The sequence below is a fragment of the Pseudomonas sp. E1MeOHC2 genome (assembly GCF_058745025.1).
This window is the reverse complement of the sequence record NZ_CP196675.1, coordinates 3,020,145-3,044,270: the sequence shown is the minus strand read 5'-3', so window position 1 is coordinate 3,044,270 and position 24,126 is coordinate 3,020,145. Positions and strand designations below refer to the sequence as shown.

Here is a 24,126-nt window from a genome sequence, read left to right as displayed (position 1 = left end):
CAGCACGTTCCACCTCGCGAGTCCGCCATGCGCCGCCTGTTTCTCCTGCTGTTCCTGCTGCTGGCCAGCCCTGCCTTCGCCACGGGCCTGCTCGACAATCGCCCCAGCGCCACCCTCGGCGCCGCTTCGCTGTCCAACACCGCCGATTTCCTGCCCGTGCACGAAGCGTTCAAGCTCAGCCTGATCCAGGCCGACGCCCAAACCATCAAGCTGCGCTTCGTCGCCACCGACGGCTATTACCTTTACCGCCACCGTTTCCAGTTCCGCACGGAACCGGCCGACGTGGCCTTGGGCACGCCCGTCATCCCCAAGGGCGAAGCCAAGCACGACGAGTTCTTCGGTGACGTCGAGGTGTATCACGGTGTGCTCGACATCGAACTGCCACGCACCGACCCACGCGCATTCACCCTGTTGGTGGGGTACCAAGGTTGCGCCGACAAGGGCCTGTGTTACCCGCCGGAAACCGAGCGCCTGAGCATCGATGGCGAAGGTGGCACCCGCAGCGCGGCACCTGCCACAGGTGAACAGGCCTGGAGCTGGAAATCCCTGCTGCTGTTCTTCCTCGCCGGCGTCGGCCTAACCTTCACCCCCTGTGTACTGCCGATGCTGCCGATCCTCTCTGGCGTGGTCCTGCGCGGCCAGGCCGGCGGCCTGCGCGGCCTTGCGCTGTCGCTTGCTTACGTCATTTCGATGGCTGCCAGCTTCGCCGTGCTGGGCGCGCTGATGGGCCTGTTCGGCGCGGGCCTGAACCTGCAGGCGCGGCTGCAGTCGGCGTGGATTCTGGTGCCTTTCGCGCTGTTCTTCGTGGTGTTCGCCCTGGCCATGTTCGGCCTGTTCGAACTGAAGCTGCCGCACGCCTTGAACAGTCGCCTGGACACGCTCGCCCACCGCACCAAAGGTGGCTCGCTAGTAGGTGCGGCGGTACTGGGTGTGCTCTCCAGCCTGCTGGTGTCGCCTTGCGTGTCGGCGCCACTGGCCGGTGCGCTGCTTTATATCAGCGCCAGCGGCGATGCCTTGGGGGGCGCGCTGAAGCTGTTCGCCCTGGGCCTGGGCATGGGTGCGCCGTTGCTGCTGGTGGCCACCGGCGGGGCGGCCTGGCTGCCAAAGAGCGGGCCTTGGCTGAACACGGTGAAAAACGCCATCGGTGTGTTGCTGCTGGGCCTGGCCATCGGCCTGCTCAGCCGCGTGCTGCCGGGGCCGCTGACCTTGCTGCTGGTCGGCTTCCTGGCGGCCGGCGTGGCGTTATTCCTTGGCGCCCTGGAATTCGTCATCAAGACCCCGCGCCAGCGCCTGGCGCAACTGCTCGGCCTGGCCTTGCTGGTCTACGCCCTCGCCTGCTGGTACGGCGCCCTGAACGGCCAGGGCGACCCCCTGCGTCCATTGCCTGCACCCACCCTGGCCGCAGGCGGCACCAGCCCCGCCGCCACGGCCGATGCCTGGCAAACCATCACCACCCCCGCCGCGCTCGACGCCGCCCTGGCCCAGGCCAAGGCCGCCGGCCAGCCGGTGCTGCTCGACTGGTACGCCGACTGGTGCATCAGTTGCAAGGTGATCGAGCACGAAGTGCTCAATGCACCCCAGGTGCAATCGCAACTGAGCGCCTTCACCTTGCTGCGCTTCGACATCACCGAAAGCAACGCCGAGCAACGCACCCTGCTGGACCGCTATCAACTGTTCGGCCCGCCTGCGCTGTTGTTCTTTGCACCGAACGGCAGCGAAATGACCACTGATCGGGTGATTGGCGAGATAAACGCCGGCGATTTTGCCGGGGTTGTGACGCGCGTGCGCGGCAAACTCGGTCTATAACTTCCCGCGGGCCACGAAAAATCCTCAATAGAGTGACCGGATTTAATCATCCGGTCACATACTTCGCGCGAATCTCGGACATCGTGCTGGCTATTGCAGGGAACTGGACACTTGCAGTCGCTTTGCGGCACACTCGCCGCGCTGTGTCGAATTGCCCTACAAATCCAAGGAATCCGCAGATGGCTACGCTACTGGTGCTCCACGGCCCCAACCTCAACCTGCTCGGGACCCGCGAGCCGGGCCACTACGGCGCCGTGACCCTGGCCCAGATCAACCAGGACCTGGAGCAACGTGCCCGCGCCGCAGGCCACCATCTGCAATACCTGCAGAGCAATGCCGAATACGAACTGATCGACCGCATTCACGCCGCACGCAACGAGGGTGTGGACTTCATCCTGATCAATCCGGCTGCTTTCACCCACACAAGTGTCGCATTACGTGACGCATTGCTTGCGGTGAGCATCCCATTCATCGAAGTGCACCTGTCCAACGTGCACAAACGCGAACCGTTCCGTCACCACTCCTACTTTTCCGATGTAGCCGTAGGGGTGATTTGCGGCTTGGGCGCCAGCGGTTATCGCCTGGCCCTGGAGTACGCGCTGGAACAACTGGCTGCCAACGCACAGCCCTGATGACAGAGACCCTGGCCTAAGTGGGCCGGGGTTAGAGAGAAACGTTTTAGACACGTTTTCAATTACGCCCCCTGACCGAACCTTTGGGAGTTGATGATTAATGGATATCCGTAAAGTCAAGAAACTGATCGAACTGCTGGAAGAGTCTGGCATCGACGAACTGGAGATCAAGGAAGGCGAAGAGTCGGTCCGTATCAGCCGTCACAGCAAGACCCCAGCTGCTCAACAGTTCTACGCACCGGCCCCGATGGCTGCCGCACCTGTAGCGGCTCCAGCCGCTGCCGCCGCTGCACCTGCCGCCGAAGCCGCTGCCGCTGCACCTGCCCTGAAAGGCACCGTGGTTCGCTCGCCAATGGTCGGTACCTTCTACCGCAAGCCATCGCCGACCTCGCCTAACTTCGCTGAAGTTGGCCAGTCGGTGAAAAAAGGCGACACCCTGTGCATCGTCGAAGCCATGAAGATGATGAACCACATCGAAGCCGAGTTCGGCGGTGTCATCGACGCCATCCTGGTAGAAGACGGCCAGCCGGTTGAGTTCGACCAGCCGCTGTTCACCATCGTTTGAACCGCGGAGAGCCAACGATGTCTGCGAAGCTCGAAAAAGTCCTGATCGCCAACCGCGGGGAAATTGCCCTGCGGATCCTGCGTGCCTGCAAAGAGCTGGGCATCAAGACCGTCGCCGTGCACTCCACGGCTGACCGCGAACTGATGCACCTGGGCCTGGCAGACGAATCGGTCTGCATCGGTCCTGCGCCATCCAAAGGTTCCTACCTGCACATCCCGGCGATCATCGCTGCCGCCGAAGTGACTGGCGCCACCGCGATCCACCCGGGCTACGGCTTCCTGGCCGAAAACGCCGACTTTGCCGAGCAGGTAGAGAAATCCGGTTTCGCCTTCATCGGCCCGAAAGCCGACACCATTCGCCTGATGGGCGACAAGGTTTCGGCCAAGGACGCGATGATCAAGTCGGGCGTACCGACCGTACCAGGCTCTGACGGCCCGCTGCCGGAAGACGAAGAAGTCGCCCTGGCGATTGCCCGCGACGTCGGCTACCCGGTGATCATCAAAGCCGCCGGTGGCGGTGGTGGTCGCGGCATGCGTGTGGTGCACAAGGAAGAGGACCTGATCTCTTCGGCCAAGCTGACCCGTACCGAAGCCGGTGCTGCGTTCGGCAACCCGATGGTCTACCTGGAGAAGTTCCTGACCAACCCACGTCACGTGGAAGTTCAGGTACTGTCCGACGGCCAGGGCAACGCCATCCACCTGGGCGACCGTGACTGCTCGCTGCAGCGCCGCCACCAGAAGGTGCTGGAAGAAGCGCCGGCACCGGGCATCGACGAGAAGGCCCGTCAGGAAGTCTTCAAGCGTTGCGTCGATGCGTGCATCGAAATCGGCTACCGCGGTGCGGGTACTTTCGAGTTCCTGTACGAGAACGGTAACTTCTACTTCATCGAGATGAACACCCGCGTACAGGTTGAGCATCCGGTGTCGGAAATGGTCACTGGCATCGACATCGTCAAGGAGATGCTCAGCATCGCCGCTGGCAACAAGCTGTCGTTCCGCCAGGAAGACGTGGTGATTCGTGGTCACTCCCTGGAGTGCCGGATCAACGCCGAAGACCCGAAGAAGTTCATCCCGAGCCCAGGCAAGGTCAAGCACTTCCACGCCCCAGGTGGCAACGGCGTTCGCGTCGATTCGCACCTGTACAGCGGTTATTCGGTTCCGCCGAACTACGACTCGCTGATCGGCAAGCTGATCACCTACGGCAAGGACCGCGAAGAAGCCATGGCGCGCATGCGCAATGCCCTGGACGAGATCGTCGTCGACGGCATCAAGACCAACATCCCTCTGCACCGCGACCTGGTGCGTGATGAAGGTTTCTGCAAAGGCGGCGTCAACATTCACTACCTCGAGCACAAACTGGCCAGCCAGGAGTGATCGCGTAGTGTGATGTACCAAAAACCCCGGACGAGTTCCGGGGTTTTTTATTGGCTGGGATACCGTGCATGGCACCGGCTTCGCCGGTGTTCGCGGGACAAGCCCACACATCTGCTTCGGGCCCGAAACAAATGTGGGAGCGGGCTTGCCCCGCGAAGCGCCGCGCGGGCGGCGCTCGATCTCACAGGCGCTGAAAATCCTGAGGCAAGCCCATCACCCCTTCATTCTAGGCATCTCGATCCGGTGCTCATGCACCCGCCTGTACAGCGTCGCCCGCGATATCCCCAACGCCCGCGCCGCATCAGCCGGCTTCCAGCGGTGCCGGATCAACGCATCGAGCAACAGTTGCCGAGCCGGGCTGCAGGCATCCACTTCGGCAGAAGCCACGGCATCGCCACGCACCTCCTGCGGTAAATCTCCAAGCCGCACCCACCCGCCCTCACTCACCGCGCAGGCATAGCGCAACACCTGGCGCAGTTGCCGCAAATTGCCCGGCCAGCGGTACAGCAACAGCGCCTGCAGCGCATCGTCGGCCAGCACCACCTCGACCCCGCAGGCCTCGGCTTCTTCGACCAGCAACCGATGAATCAAGCCCAGCCGATCCTCCCGCTCACGCAACGGCGGCAATTCGAACCTGGCGTTGGCCAAGCGGAAGTACAGGTCCTCGCGAAAGCGCCCGTCCGCCACCATCGCCACCAGGTCCCGGTGCGTCGCGCAAATCACCTGGATGTCCACCCGCTCACGCCGGGCCGCCCCCAAGGGTGCCACCTCGCCCTCGGCCAGCACGCGCAGCAGGCGGGTTTGCAGGTTCAGCGGCATGTCGCCGATTTCGTCGAGAAACAGGGTGCCGCCATCGGCCTGCTGCAAAAGCCCTTGCATGCCTTTGCTGGAGGCACCGGTAAATGCCCCGGCCACATAGCCGAACAGCTCGCTCTCGATCAGGCTTTCGGGGATGGCTGCGCAATTCAAGGTGACGAAGGGCCCCTCACGCCGCTGGCTCTGCAAATGCAACTGACGGGCGAAGACTTCTTTGCCCGAACCCGTCTCGCCTTGCACCAGCACCGCCAGGTTGCAGTCCTTGACCCGCGTGGCCAGGCGTAAATGCTGCTCGATGCGCGCGTCCTGCGTTTGGCGCAGCGGCTGCGGCCGCTGGCGCCGTTGCGGCGCGCTGACCCGGCCATACAGCTCGCCCCAGCCTGGCAGGCGTTGCGCCGAGGCCGCGTTGATGTAGCGCAGTTGGCCCAGGTCGAACAGCTCGCCGATGTGCTCAGGCAAGCGGCCCAGGCGCTCAACCAGCCGCTGGCGGGCCAGGCTGTTGATCGCCTGCAGGCGGCCGTCGGCATCCCAGGCCAGCAGGTAGTCCGGCTGGCTCTCGACGTAGCCCGGCGTGCCGTGCGCGCGCATGACCCAATGGCCCTGGGCACTGTGCATAAAGAACGCGTTTTCTATCTCGCGTGCGGTCTGCTCGACCAACTGCCGAATCAAGTGCTGGCTGCGGCGATCGTCCGGGGACTGCAAGGCCGACACATCCACCACGCCAAGCAGCTCGCCAAGCGGGTCGAACACCGGCGCCGCCGTGCAGGTCAGGCCAATGAAGGCGGCGCGAAAATGATCGCGCTTGTGCACCGTGACGGGCGCCTTGCTGGTCAGCACCGCCGCCACCCCACAGGTGCCCTCCTCGCCTTCCGACCAACAGGTGCCCAGGTACAACCCCGCCTTGCGGCAGTCATTGCGGATGGCTGACTCGACCCGGTAATCGATGGTCTGCCCCTGGGCATCGGTAAGCAGCACGCAATAGTCGGCGCCGCGCACCTGCTCATGCAGCCGCGCCACGGCATCGCTGGCAATGCGCAAAAACAGCTCCGCGCGCTCGCGGCACTCGTTAAGCAGGCTTTGGGAAAGGATACGTGGCCCCTGCTGGGAGCCTGGATCGAGGCGATACAGGTCCATGGAGCGGCGCCAGGAGTCGAGGATCAGTGGCGGCACCGGCGCCTGTGGCAGGCGATCGGCGTTTTTCAGCACCCGGCTGACGCAGTCGACATGGGCTCGGGAGTTCGCGGCAAGCATTCAGGCCCTCCGGTTCTCATTGCTGTTTTTATCGTTGTGCGGCCATTAAGCACTTGCGCACAAGCCCCGACAAGCACTGTGTGATTACCGGCTCGCTTGAGACGCAGCGTCTCAGCGTCTCGGCAAACGCAGCCGCGCGGTGGCACCCCGCGTCTCGCCGGCCCTGCCCGGGACACACCAAACCCTATCGAGAAACCGCTCTGGCACGGCCACTTCAGGCAGCTCGAAGAAAGCTGGCACCGCCCTTGCTCTGACCCTGACAAACAAGAACATGAGGTGCGCCATGCCGCAACCCACCCCGACTGTCGGGATCATTGCCAACCCTGCCTCCGGCCGCGACCTGCGCCGCCTGACCGCCAGTGCCGGGCTCTATTCGAGCACCGACAAGGCCTCGGCGATCCAGCGCCTGCTCGCCGCCTTCGGTGCCTCCGGCATTGGCCGGGTGCTGCTGCCGACCGACATGACCGGCATCGCTGCCGCCGTGCTCAAGGCCAGCCAAGGCCCCGGCGCCCGCGACCAGCACTGGCCGAACATCGAGATTATCGACCTGCCGCTGACCCAGACCGTTGCCGATACCCGCTTGGCCACCCGGCGCATGGTCGAGCACGGCGTGGCGATGATCGCAGTGCTCGGCGGCGACGGCACCCACAAGGCAGTCGCTGCCGAGGCCGGTGACATTCCACTGCTGACCTTGTCCACCGGCACCAACAATGCCTTCCCTGAACTGCGCGAAGCCACCAGCGCCGGCCTGGCAGGTGGCTTGCTCGCCAGCGGCCGGGTGCCCGCCAGCATCGGCCTGCGCCGCAACAAGCGCTTGCTGGTGAAGGTGCCCGAGCAGCAGCTGGCCGAGTGGGCCCTGGTGGAGGTCGCCGTGTCGCCCCAGCGCTTCATCGGCGCCCGCGCCCTGAGCCGCAGCGAAGACCTCAGCGAAGTGTTCGCCTGCTTCGCCGAACCCCACGCCATTGGCCTGTCCGCCTTGTGCGGCCTGTGGTGCCCGGTGTCTCGCCAGGACGCCAACGGCGCCTGGGTACGCCTGAACCCCGGCGCCGAACAGGCCCTGCTCGCCCCCCTGGCACCTGGCCTGCTGCAAGGCTGCGGCATCACCGCCAGCGGCCCGTTGACGCCAGGCGTCGCCCATCGCCTGAGCCTGGCCAGCGGCACCCTGGCGCTGGACGGCGAACGCGAGATCGAATTCGCCGAACACGACACGCCCACCATCACCCTGGACCACCAGGGCCCGCTCACCGTGGACGTCGAGGCCGTGCTGGCCCACGCCGCCCGCCATCACCTGCTGGCCGTTGCCCGCGGCCACCGGCTACACCCTGCAACCGCGTGTTGAGACAACCCTGGAGAACAACAAGATGTCCAATCAACTCAGTACAGAACAATTGCTGCATGCCTATGAAGTGATGCGCACCATCCGCGCATTCGAAGAGCGTCTGCACGTGGAGTTCGCCACCGGCGAGATTCCCGGCTTCGTCCACCTTTATGCCGGTGAAGAAGCGTCCGCCGCAGGCGTCATGGCCCACCTGCGCGACAGCGACTGCATTGCCTCGACCCACCGCGGGCATGGCCACTGCATCGCCAAGGGCGTGGATGTGTACGGCATGATGGCCGAGATCTACGGCAAGAAGACCGGTGTGTGCGGTGGCAAAGGGGGTTCGATGCACATTGCCGACCTGGAAAAAGGCATGCTCGGCGCCAACGGCATCGTCGGCGCCGGTGCGCCACTGGTTGCCGGCGCCGCCCTGGCCGCCAAGCTCAAGGGCCGCGATGACGTGTCGGTGGCCTTCTTCGGCGACGGCGCCTCCAACGAAGGTGCGGTGTTCGAAGCCATGAACATGGCCTCGATCATGAACCTGCCGTGCATCTTCGTCGCCGAGAACAATGGCTATGCCGAAGCCACCGCCTCGAACTGGTCGGTGGCCTGCGACCATATTGCCGACCGCGCCGCCGGCTTCGGCATGCCTGGCGTGACCATCGATGGCTTCGACTTCTTCGCGGTGTACGAAGCCGCTGGCGCGGCCATCGAGCGGGCGCGCTCCGGGCAAGGCCCGTCGCTGATCGAGGTCAAGCTCAGCCGCTACTACGGCCACTTCGAAGGGGACGCGCAAACCTACCGCGCCCCGGACGAAGTGAAGAACCTGCGCGAGTCCCGCGATTGCCTGATGCAGTTCCGCAACAAGACCACCCGGGCCGGCCTGCTCAGCGCCGAACAGCTGGACGCCATCGACGCGCGTGTCGAAGACCTGATCGAAGACGCCGTGCGCCGCGCCAAGTCCGATCCCAAGCCACAGCCCGCCGACCTGCTCAGCGACGTCTACGTCAGCTACCCCTGAGCCGCGGATTACAAGAACAAGAGGAGAATCACCATGGCAAGAAAGATCAGCTACCAGCAGGCCATCAACGAAGCCCTGGCCCAGGAAATGCGCCGCGACAGCACGGTGTTCATCATCGGTGAAGACGTGGCCGGTGGCGCGGGTGCGCCCGGCGAGGAAGATGCCTGGGGCGGCGTGCTGGGCGTGACCAAAGGCCTCTATCACCAGTTCCCAGGGCGGGTGCTCGATGCGCCGCTGTCCGAAATCGGCTATGTCGGCGCCGCCGTCGGTGCCGCCACCCAGGGCCTGCGCCCGGTGTGCGAACTGATGTTCGTCGACTTCGCCGGCTGCTGCCTGGACCAGATCCTCAACCAGGCCGCCAAATTCCGCTACATGTTCGGCGGCAAGGCGGTCACCCCGCTGGTGATGCGCACCATGTACGGCGCCGGGCTGCGCGCGGCCGCCCAGCACTCGCAGATGCTCACTTCGCTATGGACGCACATCCCCGGCCTGAAGGTGGTCTGCCCGTCCTCGCCGTACGATGCCAAGGGCCTGTTGATTCAGGCGATTCGCGACAACGACCCGGTGATCTTCTGCGAGCACAAGCTGCTCTACAGCATGCAGGGCGAGGTGCCGGAAGAGGTTTACACCGTGCCGTTCGGCGAAGCCAACTTCCTGCGTGATGGCGACGACGTAACCTTGGTGACCTACGGCCGCATGGTCCACATCGCCCTGGAAGCCGCCAACAACCTGGCCCGCCAAGGCATCGACTGCGAAGTACTGGACCTGCGCACCACCAGCCCGCTGGATGAAGGCAGCATTCTGGAAAGCGTGGAGAAAACCGGCCGCCTGGTGGTGATCGACGAGGCCAACCCGCGCTGCTCCATGGCCACCGACATCAGCGCACTGGTGGCGCAGAAGGCCTTCGGCGCCCTCAAGGGCCCGATCGAGATGGTCACTGCGCCACACACGCCGGTGCCGTTCTCCGATGCCCTGGAAGACCTGTACATCCCCGACGCGGCGAAGATCGAGGCCGCCGTGCGCAAGGTGATCGAAGCTGCAAGGAGCGCCGCATGAGCCAGATCCATACGCTGACCATGCCCAAGTGGGGCTTGTCGATGACCGAGGGCCGGGTGGACACCTGGCTCAAGCAGGAAGGCGACCCCATCAACAAAGGCGACGAAGTGCTGGACGTCGAGACCGACAAGATCAGCAGCAGCGTCGAAGCCCCCTTCAGCGGTGTGCTGCGCCGCCTGGTGGCCCAGCCGGATGAAACATTGCCGGTCGGCGCATTGCTGGCCGTGGTAGTCGAAGGCGAAGCCGACGAGGCCGAGATCGATGCCGTGGTGCAGCGCTTCCAGGCCGAATTCGTCGCCGAAGGTGGCGCGGACCAAGTGCAAGGGCCTGCCCCGCAAAAAGCCGAAGTGGGCGGCCGCCTGTTGCGCTGGTTCGAACTGGGCGAAGGCGGAACGCCGCTGGTGCTGGTGCATGGCTTTGGCGGTGACTTGAACAACTGGTTGTTCAACCACCCGGCATTGGCGGCCGAACGCCGCGTCATCGCGCTCGACCTGCCGGGGCATGGTGAATCGGCCAAGGCCCTGCAACGCGGCGACCTGGATGAACTGAGCGAAAGCGTGCTGGCGCTGCTCGACCACCTGGAGATTCCCCGGGCCCACCTGGCGGGGCATTCGATGGGCGGCGCGGTCAGCCTGAACGTGGCGCGCCTGGCGCCGCAGCGGGTGGCCAGCCTGAGCCTGGTGGCCAGTGCAGGCCTGGGGGCGGCGATCAACGGGCAGTACTTGCAAGGTTTCGTGGCCGCGGCAAACCGCAACGCACTCAAGCCGCAGATGGTGCAGCTGTTTGCCGACCCGGCGCTGGTCACCCGGCAGTTGCTTGAGGACATGCTCAAGTTCAAGCGGCTGGAGGGCGTCGACGCAGCGTTGCGCCAGCTGGCGTCGGCCATCGCCGAAGGCGACCAGCAGCGCCACGACCTGCGCGGTGTGCTGGGGCAGCATCCGGCGCTGGTGATCTGGGGCGCCAAGGACGCGATCATCCCGGCCAGCCATGCCGAAGGGCTGGAAGCCGAAGTGCTGGTGCTGCCAGACGCCGGCCACATGGTGCAGATGGAGGCGGCCGAACAGGTCAACCAACAATTGCTCGCCTTCCTGCGCAAGCACTGACCCTTACGCGTGAGCCTGGAGACAATAAAAATGAATGACCTGAGCCACACTCACATGCGCGCTGCCGTCTGGCATGGCCGCCATGATATCCGCGTCGAACAGGTGCCCTTGCCTGCCGACCCTGCGCCTGGCTGGGTGCAAATCAAAGTGGACTGGTGCGGGATCTGCGGCTCCGACCTGCATGAATACGTCGCAGGGCCGGTGTTCATCCCGGTAGAGGCGCCCCACCCGCTGACCGGCATTCAGGGCCAGTGCATCCTTGGCCACGAATTCTGCGGCGAAATCGCCAAACTCGGCGAAGGCGTCGAGGGCTTCGCGGTCGGCGACCCGGTGGCGGCGGACGCCTGCCAGCATTGCGGCACCTGCTACTACTGCACCCATGGGCTGTACAACATCTGCGAGCGACTGGCCTTCACCGGCCTGATGAACAATGGCGCCTTCGCAGAGTTGGTCAACGTCCCCGCCAACCTGCTGTACCGGCTGCCCCAGGGGTTTCCGGCAGAAGCCGGCGCGCTGATCGAGCCGCTGGCGGTAGGCATGCACGCGGTGAAAAAGGCCGGCAGCCTGCTTGGGCAAACCGTGGTGGTGGTGGGCGCTGGCACCATTGGGCTGTGCACCATCATGTGCGCCAAGGCCGCTGGCGCGGCGCAGGTCATTGCCCTGGAAATGTCCTCGGCGCGCAAGGCCAAGGCGCGCGAAGTGGGTGCCAACGTGGTGCTGGACCCTAGCCAATGCGATGCCCTGGCAGAAATCCGCGCACTGACTGCCGGGCTTGGTGCGGACGTGAGCTTCGAGTGCATCGGCAACAAGCACACCGCGAAGCTTGCCATCGACACGATTCGCAAGGCGGGTAAATGCGTGCTGGTGGGTATCTTCGAAGAACCCAGCGAGTTCAACTTCTTCGAACTGGTGTCCACCGAGAAACAGGTGCTCGGGGCCCTGGCGTACAACGGGGAGTTTGCCGATGTAATCGCCTTCATCGCTGACGGAAGGCTGGATATCCGCCCGCTGGTGACGGGCCGGATCGGGCTTGAGCAGATCGTCGAACTGGGCTTCGAAGAACTGGTGAACAACAAGGAGGAGAACGTGAAGATTATCGTTTCGCCGGGCGTGCGTTGATGTAACAAAAGCTCAAAGCCTGTCGCCCCCTGTGGGAGCGGGCTTGTCCCGCGAACACCGGCGAAGCCGGTGCCATGCTCCGCGCGGCCTCATTCGCGGGGCAAGCCCGCTCCCACAATGTGGACTGCCCCCAAGAGGCTGGGCAATCTCTCATAGAGCAAACTCAACTCACTGAGTTAGCAGCAACTCTGTGGGAGCGGGCTTGTCCCGCGAACACCGGCGAAGCCGGTGCCATGCTCCGCGTGGCCTCATTCGCGGGGCAAGCCCGCTCCCACAATGTGAACTGCCCCAAGAGGCTGGGCAATCACCCACAGATTCCCCCAATGCGCTCGCTGTCTCAGGATCCCATTCTGCGTCATACTCGGCAGACCTATTGCCCGGTCTCCACCATGCGTCCACTGCTCCCTATCACCTTGATCCTGTTGCTCGCCGCGTGCGGAGATGGCGAATCGCTATTACCTCCGGACGCGCGCCTGCCTGACGGCGGGCGTTACCGGGGTGAGGTGGTCGACGGCCTGCTGCAGGGCGAGGGCCGCATCGACTACCCCAACGGCAGTTGGTACGCCGGTGGTTTCAAGGATGGCCAGTGGCATGGTCAGGGCGAGTGGCACGGTCGAAATGGTGAAGTCTACCGTGGCCAGTTCGCCGAAGGCCTGTTCCAGGGGCTGGGCGACCTGACCACACCGGGCAGCCACTATGCCGGTACCTTCAAGCACGGCCGCCGCGACGGTGAGGGCACCCTCAAGCAAACCGACCAGACTTACCGTGGCCAGTTCAAAGACGACCAGTACGAGGGCGCGGGCGAGTTGGCGCTTGCCGACGGCAGCCGCTACCAGGGCCTGTTCGCCAAGGGCAAGCCGAACGGCGCCGGGGTGCGCAGCGATGCCAGCGGCAACCAGTTCAGCGGCCGTTTCGTCGATGGCCAGCTGCAAGGCAGCGGTACCTACAACAGCGTCGACGGCGAGCAGTACATCGGCGAATTCAAGGACAACCGCCTGGAGGGCCGCGGCCGCTATGAAAGCGCCGACGGCGACGTATGGATCGGCGAGTTCAAGGACGGCTCACTCATTGGCGAAGGCGAACTGCTCGGCAGCGATGGCAGCCACTACAAAGGCGGTTTCGTTGACTGGCACCTTGCTGGCCAAGGCAACCTGAAACTGGCCGACGGCAGCCAGTACATCGGCGGCTTCGAAAACGATGCCTACCATGGCCAGGGCCGACTGACCCTGGCCAACGGCAAGGTCGAGGGCGGCACCTGGGTCAACGGCGTACGCGTGCGGGACGCAAAAGGCACGCTGTTGCCCGACCCGCTGGACCTGGCCCTGCTCAATCAGGGCCGCCTGCTGGAAGACGCGCTGGCACGCGTACCGCACAGCGCACCGGCGATCCAGCTTTACAGCCTGGTAGTGGCTGGCGATGGCCAGCAAAGCGTGTTCCTGCGTGAAGCCGACTATGTCAGCAACATGCTCAAGGTACGTTTTGGCGCCCGTGGCCAGGTCACCCTGGTCAATCACCGTGACCACATGGCCAGCCGCCCCATGGCCACCCGCGAAAACCTCACCCGCGCCGCTCGCACCCTGGCCGAGCGCAGCGGCCCCGAGGACCTGGTGTTCATCTACCTCACCAGCCACGGCAGCCACGACCACCAATTGGTACTCGACCAACCACGCCTGCAACTGGCCGACCTGCCCGCCGACGAACTGGCCAGTGCCCTGGCACCGCTGAAAGATCGCGACAAGGTAATCGTCATCTCTGCCTGCTATTCCGGGGGCTATATTGCACCGCTCAAGGACGATCGCACGCTGATCATGACGGCCGCGCGCGCCGATCGGGTGTCTTTCGGATGCTCCGAAGAAGCTGACTTCACCTACTTTGGCGATGCCCTGTTCGCCGAAGCGCTCAACCAGACCGACGACCTGAAACAAGCGTTTGAACTGGCGCGCGCCAGCGTTGCCGAAAGAGAACTAAAGGAAGGTTTCGAAGCCTCTGAACCGCAGCTTTGGGCGCCGCCAGCAGTACTGGCACACTGGCAGCACCTAAGGCGGCAACAGGCCGAAGAAGCGCTACGCAATGCTGCACAGGCCACCGTGGAGGAGCAGGCAAAAAAGCCCCGCAACCACTAAGCTTGTGTGTAACAAGGGAGAGACATCATGTATTTGACGCCTCAGCATGTCTTGCTTGCCGGTGCCACGGGTCTGACGGGTGAACACCTGCTCGACCGCCTACTCAACGAACCGACCATCAGCCGGGTGCTGGCGCCTACTCGCCGGCCACTGGCCGAACACCCGCACCTGGAAAACCCAGTGGGCGACCCGGCGGTGTTCCTCCCGCAGCTGGCGGGGCGTGTCGATATCGCCTATTGCTGCCTGGGCACCACGCTCAAGCAGGCAGGCTCCGAATCGGCGTTCCGCGCCGTGGACCTGGACATGGTCGTGGCCTTCAGCAAACGTGCCAGGGAACTGGGAGCACGGCACCTGCTGGTGGTCAGCGCACTCGGCGCCGACCCTAAGTCGTCGATCTTCTACAACCGGGTCAAAGGCGAAATGGAAGAGGCGCTCAAAGCCCAGGACTGGCCGCAGTTGACCATTGTCCGGCCCTCGCTGTTGCTGGGTGATCGCATTAAGCCGCGCTTTGGCGAACAACTGATTTCGCCGCTTTCCAAGCTGATACCTGGGAAGTATCGGGGTATCGAGGCGTGCACCCTGGCGCGGGCGCTGTGGCGCTTGGCGCTGGAAGAAGAAGACGGGGTGCGGGTTATCGAGTCGGATGAGCTGCGCCGGCTGGGCAAAAACTAGCATCGCGGTGGGTGGCACGGGCTTCGCCCGTGCTCGCGGGGCAAGCCCGCTCCCACAGGGGCGTCGATACCGTCATCACAGGCCGCCGGTAGCTTGGAAGCCGACCCCCGCCGCCGTCAGCAACGACAACGGCAACAGCAGGGTATCAAGCAACAGGCTGCCGGGCAGATCCAGCCCAGGATAAGCCGGTGCCAGCGCCCCGAAGTGATCCTTGGGGCAGCACCCGCCGTTCATCACATACAGGTCCAGCCGGGTCCCGGCATACACCACCGGCGCGCCCGGCTTGTTGGCATCCAGGGTGCGCACCGTGGCGCAGCCACTGAGCAGCGTCAGCACCATCAACCCCGACAGCGCTCGCTTCAATCATCCACCCCGAAGTGATGCTCACCCCAACGCGGCAGCATGTCCTGGGGAATGTCCAGCAGGTTGAGAATGCGCGCAACGACGAAATCGATCAGGTCGTCGATGGTCTGCGGCTGATGGTAGAAGCCTGGGGCCGCCGGCAGAATAACCGCACCCATCTGCGACAGCTTGAGCATGTTCTCCAGGTGGATCGTCGAAAACGGCGCCTCGCGCGGTACCAGGATCAGCTGGCGACGCTCTTTGAGCGTGACGTCAGCGGCACGCTCGATCAGGTTGTTGCAAGCGCCGGTGGCAATCGCCGACAAGGTACCCGTGGAACACGGCACCACCACCATCGCCGCCGGCGCGCCAGAGCCCGAGGCCACCGGCGACATCCAGTCTTCCTTGCCATACACGCGGATCTGCCCATCGGCAGCGCCGGTGTATTCGGTCAGAAACGCCTGCATCGCCTGGGGCTTTGGGGGCAACAGCACGTCGGTTTCGGTGGACATCACCAACTGCGCGGCCTTGGAGATGAGGAAGTGCACCTCGCGGTCCTCACGTACCAGGCAGTCGAGCAGGCGCAGGCCATATTGGGCGCCCGAAGCGCCCGTCATGGCCAGGGTGATGCGCGCCGGCCCGCTCACTTCAGCGCCTCGGCCAACTTGCCGTGCAGGCCGCCGAAGCCGCCGTTGCTCATGATCACCACGTGGGTGCCTGGGCGCGCCTGACCCTTGATGCGCTCGATGATCGCCTCCAGGCTGTCGGCGACCACGCTCGGCACCTTGCACTGCGCTGCCGTGGCGGCCAGGTCCCAGCCCAGGTTGGCCGGGGCGTACCAGATGACCTGGTCGGCATCGTTGACGCTCTCTGGCAGGCCATCACGGTGGGCGCCGAGCTTCATCGAATTGGAGCGTGGCTCGATCACCGCGATCACTGGCGCTTCACCGACGCGCTTGCGCAGGCCGTCGAGGGTGGTGGCAATAGCCGTCGGGTGGTGGGCGAAGTCATCATAAATGGTCACGCCCTGAACCTCGGCGACCGTCTCCATACGCCGTTTGACGCTCTTGAAGGCGCTCAGCCCGGCGATGCCCATGGCCGGCACCACGCCAACATGGCGAGCGGCGGCCAGGGTGGCCAAGGCGTTGGCAACGTTGTGCTGACCGGTTAGCGCCCAATCGACCACGCCCTGGGCTTCGCCCTCGAACAGCACTTCGAAGCGCGAACCGTCGGGGCTGAGCAGGCGCGCCTGCCACTGCCCGCCTTCACCGGTGGTTTGCACCGGGGTCCAGCAGCCCATGCCGATGACCCGCTCCAGCGCCTGCTCGGTGGTCGGATGAATCACCAGGCCTTCGCTCGGAATAGTACGCACCAAATGGTGGAACTGCCGCTCGATGGACGCCAGATCGGGGAAAATATCTGCGTGATCGAACTCAAGGTTGTTGAGGATCGCAGTGCGTGGGTGGTAGTGAACAAACTTCGAGCGTTTATCGAAGAACGCACTGTCGTATTCATCGGCCTCAACCACGAAGAACGGGGTGTCGCCCAGACGCGCCGACACCGAGAAGTTCTGCGGCACACCGCCGATCAGGAACCCCGGGCTCATGCCCGCGTGCTCCAGCACCCAGGCCAGCATGCTGCTGGTGGTGGTCTTGCCATGGGTACCGGCGACGGCCAGTACCCAGCGGCCCTGCAGCACATGGTCGGCCAGCCATTGCGGGCCAGAGACATAGGGCAGGCCCTTGTTCAGCACGTACTCCACCGCCGGGTTGCCCCGCGACATGGCGTTGCCGACCACCACCAGGTCGGGTGCCGGGTCTAGCTGAGCCGGGTCGTAGCCCTGGGTCAGTTCGATGCCCTGGGCTTCGAGCTGGGTGCTCATCGGGGGATAGACATTGGCGTCGGAGCCGGTGACACGGTGGCCAAGCTCTTTGGCCAATACCGCCAGGGAACCCATGAACGTGCCGCAAATACCGAGAATGTGAATATGCATGGTCGACCTCGCAAAACATCGAGGCAGGGTAGCCCAGGGCGCGGGAAATCGCACCCGCTGTTTCGCTCAGCCGGCCCGTGCGATGCCGTGTTTGCGCAGTTTTCGATACAAGGTATTGCGGCTGATGCCCAGATGCTCGGCAACGCGGGTCAAGTGCCAGTGTTTTGCCTCCAGCACTGACAGCAGAGCTTCGCACTCAGCGTCCTCAAGGCGCACTGGCGCGCTCTTGTGGGAGAGACTGTTTTGCTCATCATCTCGAAGGCTAGTGCTAAACCCGTGTGGGAGCGGGCTTGCCCCGCGAACACCGACATAGCCGGTGCCATCCACCGCGTTGCCTGCTTCGCGGGGCAAGCCCGCTCCCACAGGGGCCGCATTACTCCGGAAAGTCGCGGGCAGGTCGGAGAACCCGATGAAAGTGTTATCGCAAAGCGCCACGAGCGTGCGCAATACATTGCGCATCTGCCGCACGTTCCCCGGCCAGGCAAAGTCCAGCAGTGCCTGACGTGCACTGGGCTCCAGTTCGACCCGTTGCCCCTGCGCTTCCTGACGCAGCAGAAAGTCCAGCAACGGGCCCTTGTCACTGCGCTCACGCACTGCTGGCAAGGCCACTTCCAGCCCGTTCAACCGGTAATACAGGTCTTCGCGGAAACTCCCCTGCGCCACCCGCTCCAGCAGGTCGCGGTGGGTCGCGCTGACGATGCGCACGTCCACGGCCTGGGGCTCGCCGCCAATCGGCACCACCTGGCGCTCTTCCAGTACGCGCAACAAGCGCGTCTGCAAGGCCAGTGGCATGTCACCGATCTCGTCCAGCAACAGCGTGCCGCCATCGGCCTGTAACAACTTGCCGCGCATGCCTTCCTTGCGCGCGCCGGTAAAGCTGCCACCGCGATAACCGAACAGCTCGCTTTCGATCAGGCTCTCCGGGATCGAGGCGCAGTTGATTGCCACGAACGGCTTGCCGCGACGTTGGCTGGCCTGGTGCACGGCCTGGGCAAATGCCTCCTTGCCGCACCCAGTCTCGCCGCGCAGCAGCAGTGGCACATCACGTTCGAACACCCGCACGCAGCGGCGGAAGTCGTTTTGCAAGGCCGGGTCGAGCAGGCAGATACCCGGTTCTGGTTCGCGCTGGGGCCGAGGTTGGCCAAGCGGTACCGACCAGACGGGTGCACGCGCCTGGCCGCGCAGGCTGGCAAATACCTGGCGGCCGTCGCGCGTGAGCAAGGGCCAGACGGTGCTGCCGCCGGGTACGGCGCGGCTGAACAACTCGTCAGGGCTGCAGGCAAAAAAACGGTCCACCGGTTTGCCCAGCACGCCACCGCGAACGGTGCCCAGCAGGTTGAGCGCGCTCTGGTTGGCAGCGCAAATCCGCCCATCACCCTCGAAGGCCAACAAGCCCTCGCTGAACAAGCCGACCGATTCGGCCTGCAGATGAAAGCGCAGCAGCCACTGCTGCTGGAAATGCCGCAGGAAGTAACAGCTCTCGATCATCTTCGCCGACAGATTGACCAGGGCCATGGTGTGGAACTGGCTCTGCCGCGAGACATCGGGGCGCGCCGACGACACGTCGAGCACCGCCAGCAGCTCGCCATGCGGGTCGAACACGGGGCTTGCCGAGCAGGTCAGGCCGGTGTGGCGGCCACGGAAATGTTCGTGTTGATGGATGGTCAGGGCCTGGCGCTCGACCAGGCAGGTACCGATCCCGTTGGTGCCCTCGCGCGCCTCGCTCCAGTCGGCGCCCAGCCACAGCCCTGCCCGCTCGAAGATGCGCCGCTCGCTGGGGGCGCTGACACAGTTGAGGATCACCCCGCGGGCATCGGTCAGCAGCACCGCATGGCCAGCGCCAGAGAGCTGCTGATGCAGGCTGTTCATCTCGGAGTCGGCAATTTTCAGCACCTGATGCAGGCGCTCGCGGGTTTCCAGCAGCCGCCCGTGTTCAAGCACCACGGGGGCTTCGATCAGCGTCGGGTCGAGGTGGTAATCCTCAAGGCAGCGCAGCCAGGAACGGGCGATCGCCGGGTCACTGCCGCTCTCCCCGGCTTCACCGTGGGCAACGGTGTGAACTTGCTGGGCATGGCGATTCAAGTGATTGCTCTGCATTTGTTGTCGTTCTCCGCAGATGACGCGTGCAGCCAGCATCCTCCACCCGACGGGGCTTTGCAATGCACCGTACCGCAGCGTGTCGCAAACGGTACAAAGTGTCACCCAGGCCGTGCCACCGCTGGCACAGCGCGATTTCAAAAGCCCCTGAAAACCGCGCCAAGCGCTTGATTTACCTCAACCTCAAAACACTGGCCCAACCTTTGCTCTACGCTTTTCAACTCCCTAACAAACACAATAGCCAGGAGACACACCATGCGTTACGCACATCCCGGTACCGAAGGCGCGAAGGTTTCCTTCAAGAACCGCTACGGCAACTACATCGGCGGTGAATTCGTAGCTCCGGTCAAGGGGCAGTACTTCGAAAACACCTCCCCGGTGAATGGCAAGCTGATCGCAGAGTTTCCCCGCTCCACTGCCGAAGACATCGAGAAAGCCCTGGATGCCGCCCACGCCGCCGCCGACGCCTGGGGCCGCACGTCTGTCCAGGACCGCTCCAACGTGCTGCTGAAGATCGCCGACCGCATCGAGCAGAACCTTGAAGTCCTGGCCATTGCCGAAACCTGGGACAACGGCAAGCCGATCCGCGAAACCCTTAACGCCGACATCCCGCTGGCGGTCGATCACTTCCGTTACTTCGCCGGTTGCATCCGCGCCCAAGAGGGCGGCGCCGCCGAAATCAACGAAGGCACCGTCGCTTATCACATCCACGAGCCACTGGGCGTGGTCGGCCAGATCATCCCGTGGAACTTCCCGCTGCTGATGGCCGCCTGGAAGCTGGCCCCGGCCCTGGCCGCCGGCAACTGCGTGGTGCTCAAACCCGCCGAGCAGACACCGCTGGGTATCACCGTGCTGATGGAACTGATCGGCGACCTGCTGCCCAAAGGCGTGCTCAACGTCGTCCAGGGTTATGGCCGCGAAGCAGGCGAAGCCCTGGCTACCAGCAAACGTATCGCCAAGATCGCCTTTACCGGCTCGACCCCGGTCGGCTCGCACATCATGAAATGCGCCGCCGAGAACATCATCCCGTCCACCGTCGAGCTGGGCGGCAAGTCGCCTAACGTGTACTTCGAAGACATCATGCAGGCCGAGCCGAGCTTCATCGAGAAGGCCGCCGAAGGCATGGTGCTGGCGTTCTTCAACCAGGGTGAAGTGTGCACTTGCCCGTCGCGTGCTCTGGTGCAGGAGTCGATTTACGACCAGTTCATGGAAGTGGTGATGAAGAAGGTCCTGCAGATCAAGCGTGGCGATCCGCTGGACACCGACACCATGGTCGGCGCCCAGGCGTCGCAACAGCAGTTCGAGAAGATCCTGTCGTACCTGGAAATCGCCAAGGAAGAAGGCGCCGAGCTGCTGACCGGCGGCAAGGTGGAAAAACTCGAAGGCGCGTTGGCCACCGGTTACTACATCCAGCCGACCCTGCTCAAGGGCAACAACAAGATGCGCGTGTTCCAGGAAGAAATCTTCGGCCCGGTGGTCAGTGTCACCACCTTCAAGGACGAAGCCGAAGCCCTGGCGATTGCCAACGACACCGAGTTCGGCCTCGGTGCCGGCGTGTGGACCCGCGACATCAACCGCGCCTACCGCATGGGCCGTGGCATCAAGGCGGGCCGCGTATGGACCAACTGCTACCACCTGTACCCGGCGCATGCCGCGTTCGGCGGGTACAAGAAGTCCGGCGTTGGGCGTGAGACGCACAAGATGATGCTCGATCATTACCAGCAAACTAAAAACCTGCTGGTGAGCTACGACATCAATCCGTTGGGCTTCTTCTAAACCACATCGCCTTCTTCGCGGATTTACCCGCGAAGAAGGCGGCACTGACAGACACACATCCACAGCGGTTCCCGTGCACGAACCGCTCTGGCTCGCTTCCTGCAGTACCTATCACCATGGGCTGGAAGTCCCTCCGGCCACCAAGAAAAACAACAGGTGAAACTATGCCAAGCGATCATTCCGGCAATGCGCCGGCAGGCTCTTCCGTAGACTTCGAAAAAGTCGGCTCGGACTATTTCCAGCAACGTGAACTGAAAAAAGGCGCAGCCGGCTGGGTGCTGCTGGTCGGCCTCGGGGTCGCCTATGTGATCTCCGGCGACTACGCCGGGTGGAACTTCGGCCTGGCCCAGGGCGGCTGGGGCGGCATGTTCCTCGCCACCTTGCTGATGGCCACCATGTACCTGTGCATGTGCTTCTCGCTGGCCGAGCTGTCGTCGATGATCCCCACCGCAGGCGGCGGCTACGGCTTCGCCCGCAGCGCCTTCGGCCCCTGGGGCGGTTTTCTCACCGGTACGGCGATTCTCATCGAATACGCCATCGCCCCAGCAGCCATCGCCGTGTTCATCGGCGCCTACTGTGAATCACTGTTCGGCATCGGTGGGTGGGTCATCTACCTGGCCTTCTACATCGTGTTTATCGGCATCCACATATTCGGTGTCGGTGAAGCGCTGAAGCTGATGTTCATCATCACCGCTATCGCCGCCATTGCCCTGGGCGTGTTCCTGGTGAGCATGGTGCCCCATTTTGATGCAGCCAACCTGTTCGACATCGCCAAGACGGACGCCGTCGGCGCCAGCAGCTTCCTGCCGTTCGGTTATGTCGGTGTGTGGGCCGCGATCCCCTATGCGATCTGGTTCTTCCTCGCCGTCGAAGGCGTGCCCCTGGCCGCCGAAGAAACCAAGAACCCGAAACGCGACCTGCCACGCGGCCTGATCGGCGCGATGCTGGTATTGCTGGCCTTCGCCCTGCTGATTCTGGTGATCGGCCCTGGCGCTGCAGGCTCTGAGGCACTCAAGGCCTCCGGTAACCCGCTGGTCGAGGCGCTGTCCAAGGCCTATGGCGGCTCCACCTGGATGGGCAGCTTCGTCAACCTGGTGGGCCTGGCCGGCCTGATTGCCAGCTTCTTCTCGATCATCTATGCCTACTCGCGGCAGATCTTCGCGCTGTCCCGCGCAGGCTACCTGCCGCGCAAACTCTCCCAGACCAACAAGAGCAAGGCGCCGGTACTGGCCCTGATCATCCCCGGCATCATCGGTTTCGGGCTGTCGCTGACCGGCCAGGGTGACTTGCTGATTCTGGTCGCAGTGTTCGGCGCAACGCTGTCCTACGTGCTGATGATGGCGGCGCACATCACCCTGCGCATCCGCAGGCCGAAGATGGAACGGCCGTATCGCACCCCTGGCGGCATCTTCACCTCGGGCGTAGCGCTGGTGCTGGCGTGCATTGCCGTGGTGGCGGGCTTCCTGGTCGACCCGCGGGTTGTGATTGGCGCGGCGGTGATCTATGGAGTATTAATTGCCTACTTTGCGTTCTACAGCCGCCACCACCTGGTAGCGGGCACACCGGAAGAGGAATTCGCCGCGATCCAAAAGGCCGAAGAGGCCCTGCACTGATCGCCGACACCCGCCGCGGGCCAGCCCCGCGGCGCTCTGGAGAATCTGTATGGCAAGTTTCGTACACACGGTAGGCCACCTGGTCTACCGCTTCGACAGCCTCAAGGACGTGATGGCCAAGGCCAGCCCCGCACGTTCGGGGGACTTCCTGGCGGGTGTCGCCGCCAGCAACGACGGTGAGCGGGTCGCCGCGCAAATGGCCCTGGCCAACATCCCGCTCACGCACTTTCTGAGCGAAGCGTTGATCCCCTACGAAGAGGACGAGGTCACCCGCCTGATCATCGACACCCATGACGCCCAGGCCTTTGCGCCGGTCAGCCACCTCACCGTGGGCGGCCTGCGTGACTGGCTGCTCAGCGAAGCGGCCGACGAAGACAGCCTGCGCGCGCTGGCACCGGGCCTGATACCGGAAATGGCGGCGGCGGTATCGAAGATCATGCGGGTTCAAGACTTGATCCTGGTGGCGCAGAAGATCCGTGTGGTCACCCGTTTTCGCGGCACCATGGGCCTGCGCGGTCGCCTGTCGACCCGTCTTCAGCCCAACCACCCAACCGACGAGCCGGCGGGTATCGCCGCCAGCATTCTCGACGGTTTGCTGTACGGCAACGGCGACGCCATGATCGGCATCAACCCGGCCACCGACAGCATCGCCTCGATCTGCGCCATGCTGGAAATGCTGGACGCCATCATCCAGCGCTACGACATCCCCACCCAGGCCTGCGTGCTGACCCACGTCACCACCTCGATCGAAGCGATCAACCGTGGCGTACAGCTGGACCTGGTGTTCCAGTCGATCGCCGGTACCGAGGCCGCCAACGCAAGCTTTGGCATCAACCTCAACGTATTGCAGGAAGGCTACGAGGCGGGCCTGTCGCTCAAGCGCGGCACCCTCGGGCAAAACCTGATGTACTTCGAGACCGGCCAGGGCAGCGCCCTGTCGGCCAACGCCCACCACGGCGTCGACCAGCAAACCTGCGAGACCCGCGCCTACGCCGTGGCCAGGCATTTCAAGCCGTTTCTGGTCAACACCGTGGTCGGTTTCATCGGCCCGGAGTACCTGTACAACGGCAAGCAGATCATCCGCGCCGGCCTTGAGGACCACTTTTGCGGCAAGCTGCTTGGCGTGCCGATGGGCTGTGACATCTGCTACACCAACCACGCCGAAGCCGACCAGGACGACATGGATACCCTGCTGACCCTGCTGGGTGTGGCCGGGATCAACTTCATCATGGGCATCCCCGGCTCCGACGACATCATGCTCAATTACCAGACCACATCGTTCCATGACGCGCTGTATGCACGCCAGACCCTGGGCCTCAAGCCCGGCCCGGAATTCGAGGCGTGGCTGGCACGTACCGGCATCTTCACCCAGGCCGATGGCCGGGTGCGCTTCGGTGAAAACCTGCCGCCGGCCTTCCGCCAGGCATTGGCACAGCTTGCATAGGGATGA

General features: G+C 64.1%; 19 protein-coding genes. 14 read left to right on the top strand and 5 right to left on the bottom strand.

What is annotated here, in order from left to right; all coding sequences use genetic code 11:
- Nucleotides 1-27: 27 nt before the first annotated feature.
- The 4 genes from ACSSU5_RS13640 to accC all read left to right on the top strand — a co-directional run bounded on the left by ACSSU5_RS13640 (nucleotide 28) and on the right by accC (nucleotide 4,376).
- On the top strand, nucleotides 28-1,806 hold the full coding sequence (locus tag ACSSU5_RS13640) for a protein-disulfide reductase DsbD (protein ID WP_492559099.1): 1,779 nt from the start codon (nucleotides 28-30) through the stop codon (nucleotides 1,804-1,806).
- A 179-nt stretch (nucleotides 1,807-1,985) separates the two neighbouring features.
- A complete protein-coding gene (gene aroQ, locus ACSSU5_RS13635) occupies nucleotides 1,986-2,438 on the top strand; it encodes a type II 3-dehydroquinate dehydratase (protein ID WP_492559098.1) in 453 nt (150 codons plus the stop codon).
- Nucleotides 2,439-2,538: 100 nt separating this feature from the next.
- Nucleotides 2,539-3,003: an acetyl-CoA carboxylase biotin carboxyl carrier protein gene (accB, locus tag ACSSU5_RS13630; RefSeq protein ID WP_264310452.1), complete on the top strand. Its 465-nt coding sequence runs from the start codon at nucleotides 2,539-2,541 to the stop codon at nucleotides 3,001-3,003.
- 17 nt (nucleotides 3,004-3,020) lie between these two features.
- Nucleotides 3,021-4,376, top strand: a complete 1,356-nt coding sequence (gene accC / locus ACSSU5_RS13625) for an acetyl-CoA carboxylase biotin carboxylase subunit (RefSeq protein WP_264310453.1) — start codon at nucleotides 3,021-3,023, stop codon at nucleotides 4,374-4,376.
- A gap of 213 nt (nucleotides 4,377-4,589) precedes the next feature.
- On the opposite strand, the gene ACSSU5_RS13620 is transcribed toward accC, so the two are convergent.
- Nucleotides 4,590-6,443: a sigma-54-dependent Fis family transcriptional regulator gene (locus ACSSU5_RS13620; RefSeq protein ID WP_492559097.1), complete on the bottom strand. Its 1,854-nt coding sequence runs from the start codon at nucleotides 6,441-6,443 to the stop codon at nucleotides 4,590-4,592.
- 283 nt (nucleotides 6,444-6,726) lie between these two features.
- Between ACSSU5_RS13620 and ACSSU5_RS13615 the strand changes: the two genes are divergently transcribed.
- The 7 genes from ACSSU5_RS13615 (at nucleotide 6,727) to ACSSU5_RS13585 (ending at nucleotide 14,855) form a co-directional block, all read left to right on the top strand.
- The gene (locus ACSSU5_RS13615; protein ID WP_492559096.1) at nucleotides 6,727-7,782 is read left to right on the top strand and encodes an ATP-NAD kinase family protein; all 1,056 of its coding nucleotides are present in this window, start codon (nucleotides 6,727-6,729) and stop codon (nucleotides 7,780-7,782) included.
- Between the two features lie 22 nt (nucleotides 7,783-7,804).
- On the top strand, nucleotides 7,805-8,782 hold the full coding sequence (locus ACSSU5_RS13610; RefSeq protein WP_027594944.1) for a thiamine pyrophosphate-dependent dehydrogenase E1 component subunit alpha: 978 nt from the start codon (nucleotides 7,805-7,807) through the stop codon (nucleotides 8,780-8,782).
- Between the two features lie 33 nt (nucleotides 8,783-8,815).
- Nucleotides 8,816-9,838 carry an alpha-ketoacid dehydrogenase subunit beta gene (locus tag ACSSU5_RS13605; protein ID WP_264310456.1) on the top strand — a complete coding sequence of 341 codons (1,023 nt, stop codon included), beginning with the start codon at nucleotides 8,816-8,818 and terminating at the stop codon, nucleotides 9,836-9,838.
- Nucleotides 9,835-10,941 carry an acetoin dehydrogenase dihydrolipoyllysine-residue acetyltransferase subunit gene (locus ACSSU5_RS13600; RefSeq protein WP_492559095.1) on the top strand — a complete coding sequence of 369 codons (1,107 nt, stop codon included), beginning with the start codon at nucleotides 9,835-9,837 and terminating at the stop codon, nucleotides 10,939-10,941. The genes ACSSU5_RS13605 and ACSSU5_RS13600 overlap by 4 nt, the downstream gene beginning before the upstream one ends.
- 54 nt (nucleotides 10,942-10,995) lie before the next feature.
- Complete coding sequence (locus tag ACSSU5_RS13595) at nucleotides 10,996-12,060, top strand: 2,3-butanediol dehydrogenase (RefSeq protein WP_264313983.1); 1,065 nt, start codon at nucleotides 10,996-10,998, stop codon at nucleotides 12,058-12,060.
- 389 nt (nucleotides 12,061-12,449) lie between these two features.
- Entirely contained in the window at nucleotides 12,450-14,183 is a 1,734-nt protein-coding gene (locus tag ACSSU5_RS13590; RefSeq protein ID WP_492559094.1) for a C13 family peptidase, read from the top strand.
- A gap of 27 nt (nucleotides 14,184-14,210) precedes the next feature.
- Nucleotides 14,211-14,855 carry an oxidoreductase gene (locus tag ACSSU5_RS13585; protein WP_264310459.1) on the top strand — a complete coding sequence of 215 codons (645 nt, stop codon included), beginning with the start codon at nucleotides 14,211-14,213 and terminating at the stop codon, nucleotides 14,853-14,855.
- Nucleotides 14,856-14,930: 75 nt separating this feature from the next.
- Here the strand turns inward: ACSSU5_RS13585 and ACSSU5_RS13580 are convergent, their stop codons facing one another.
- The 4 genes from ACSSU5_RS13580 to ACSSU5_RS13565 all read right to left on the bottom strand — a co-directional run bounded on the left by ACSSU5_RS13580 (nucleotide 14,931) and on the right by ACSSU5_RS13565 (nucleotide 19,287).
- Nucleotides 14,931-15,218, bottom strand: a complete 288-nt coding sequence (locus ACSSU5_RS13580) for a YceK/YidQ family lipoprotein (protein ID WP_264310460.1) — start codon at nucleotides 15,216-15,218, stop codon at nucleotides 14,931-14,933.
- Complete coding sequence (gene ubiX / locus ACSSU5_RS13575) at nucleotides 15,215-15,844, bottom strand: flavin prenyltransferase UbiX (RefSeq protein WP_264310461.1); 630 nt, start codon at nucleotides 15,842-15,844, stop codon at nucleotides 15,215-15,217. Before ubiX ends, ACSSU5_RS13580 begins: the two co-directional genes overlap by 4 nt.
- Nucleotides 15,841-17,190, bottom strand: coding sequence for a UDP-N-acetylmuramate:L-alanyl-gamma-D-glutamyl-meso-diaminopimelate ligase (mpl, locus tag ACSSU5_RS13570; protein WP_264310462.1), 1,350 nt, complete (start codon nucleotides 17,188-17,190; stop codon nucleotides 15,841-15,843). Before mpl ends, ubiX begins: the two co-directional genes overlap by 4 nt.
- A gap of 66 nt (nucleotides 17,191-17,256) precedes the next feature.
- Entirely contained in the window at nucleotides 17,257-19,287 is a 2,031-nt protein-coding gene (locus tag ACSSU5_RS13565; protein WP_492559093.1) for a sigma-54-dependent Fis family transcriptional regulator, read from the bottom strand.
- Nucleotides 19,288-19,542: 255 nt separating this feature from the next.
- Here ACSSU5_RS13565 and exaC point away from each other — a divergent pair, with 255 nt between their 5' ends.
- The 3 genes from exaC (at nucleotide 19,543) to ACSSU5_RS13550 (ending at nucleotide 24,120) form a co-directional block, all read left to right on the top strand.
- A complete protein-coding gene (gene exaC / locus ACSSU5_RS13560; protein WP_264310464.1) occupies nucleotides 19,543-21,063 on the top strand; it encodes an acetaldehyde dehydrogenase ExaC in 1,521 nt (506 codons plus the stop codon).
- A gap of 164 nt (nucleotides 21,064-21,227) precedes the next feature.
- Complete coding sequence (gene eat / locus ACSSU5_RS13555) at nucleotides 21,228-22,676, top strand: ethanolamine permease (RefSeq protein ID WP_264310465.1); 1,449 nt, start codon at nucleotides 21,228-21,230, stop codon at nucleotides 22,674-22,676.
- Between the two features lie 49 nt (nucleotides 22,677-22,725).
- Nucleotides 22,726-24,120, top strand: coding sequence for an ethanolamine ammonia-lyase subunit EutB (locus tag ACSSU5_RS13550; RefSeq protein WP_492559092.1), 1,395 nt, complete (start codon nucleotides 22,726-22,728; stop codon nucleotides 24,118-24,120).
- The last annotated feature ends 6 nt before the right edge of the window (nucleotides 24,121-24,126 follow it).

Bases quoted from the DNA above. Each gene is read 5' to 3' on its own strand.
- ACSSU5_RS13640 (WP_492559099.1), top strand. From the start codon at position 28: ATGCGCCGCCTGTTTCTCCTGCTGTTCCTGCTGCTGGCCAGCCCTGCC.
- aroQ (WP_492559098.1), top strand. From the start codon at position 1,986: ATGGCTACGCTACTGGTGCTCCACGGCCCCAACCTCAACCTGCTCGGG.
- accB (WP_264310452.1), top strand. From the start codon at position 2,539: ATGGATATCCGTAAAGTCAAGAAACTGATCGAACTGCTGGAAGAGTCT.
- accC (WP_264310453.1), top strand. From the start codon at position 3,021: ATGTCTGCGAAGCTCGAAAAAGTCCTGATCGCCAACCGCGGGGAAATT.
- ACSSU5_RS13620 (WP_492559097.1), bottom strand. From the start codon at position 6,443: ATGCTTGCCGCGAACTCCCGAGCCCATGTCGACTGCGTCAGCCGGGTG.
- ACSSU5_RS13615 (WP_492559096.1), top strand. From the start codon at position 6,727: ATGCCGCAACCCACCCCGACTGTCGGGATCATTGCCAACCCTGCCTCC.
- ACSSU5_RS13610 (WP_027594944.1), top strand. From the start codon at position 7,805: ATGTCCAATCAACTCAGTACAGAACAATTGCTGCATGCCTATGAAGTG.
- ACSSU5_RS13605 (WP_264310456.1), top strand. From the start codon at position 8,816: ATGGCAAGAAAGATCAGCTACCAGCAGGCCATCAACGAAGCCCTGGCC.
- ACSSU5_RS13600 (WP_492559095.1), top strand. From the start codon at position 9,835: ATGAGCCAGATCCATACGCTGACCATGCCCAAGTGGGGCTTGTCGATG.
- ACSSU5_RS13595 (WP_264313983.1), top strand. From the start codon at position 10,996: ATGCGCGCTGCCGTCTGGCATGGCCGCCATGATATCCGCGTCGAACAG.
- ACSSU5_RS13590 (WP_492559094.1), top strand. From the start codon at position 12,450: ATGCGTCCACTGCTCCCTATCACCTTGATCCTGTTGCTCGCCGCGTGC.
- ACSSU5_RS13585 (WP_264310459.1), top strand. From the start codon at position 14,211: ATGTATTTGACGCCTCAGCATGTCTTGCTTGCCGGTGCCACGGGTCTG.
- mpl (WP_264310462.1), bottom strand. From the start codon at position 17,190: ATGCATATTCACATTCTCGGTATTTGCGGCACGTTCATGGGTTCCCTG.
- ACSSU5_RS13565 (WP_492559093.1), bottom strand. From the start codon at position 19,287: ATGCAGAGCAATCACTTGAATCGCCATGCCCAGCAAGTTCACACCGTT.
- exaC (WP_264310464.1), top strand. From the start codon at position 19,543: ATGCGTTACGCACATCCCGGTACCGAAGGCGCGAAGGTTTCCTTCAAG.
- eat (WP_264310465.1), top strand. From the start codon at position 21,228: ATGCCAAGCGATCATTCCGGCAATGCGCCGGCAGGCTCTTCCGTAGAC.
- ACSSU5_RS13550 (WP_492559092.1), top strand. From the start codon at position 22,726: ATGGCAAGTTTCGTACACACGGTAGGCCACCTGGTCTACCGCTTCGAC.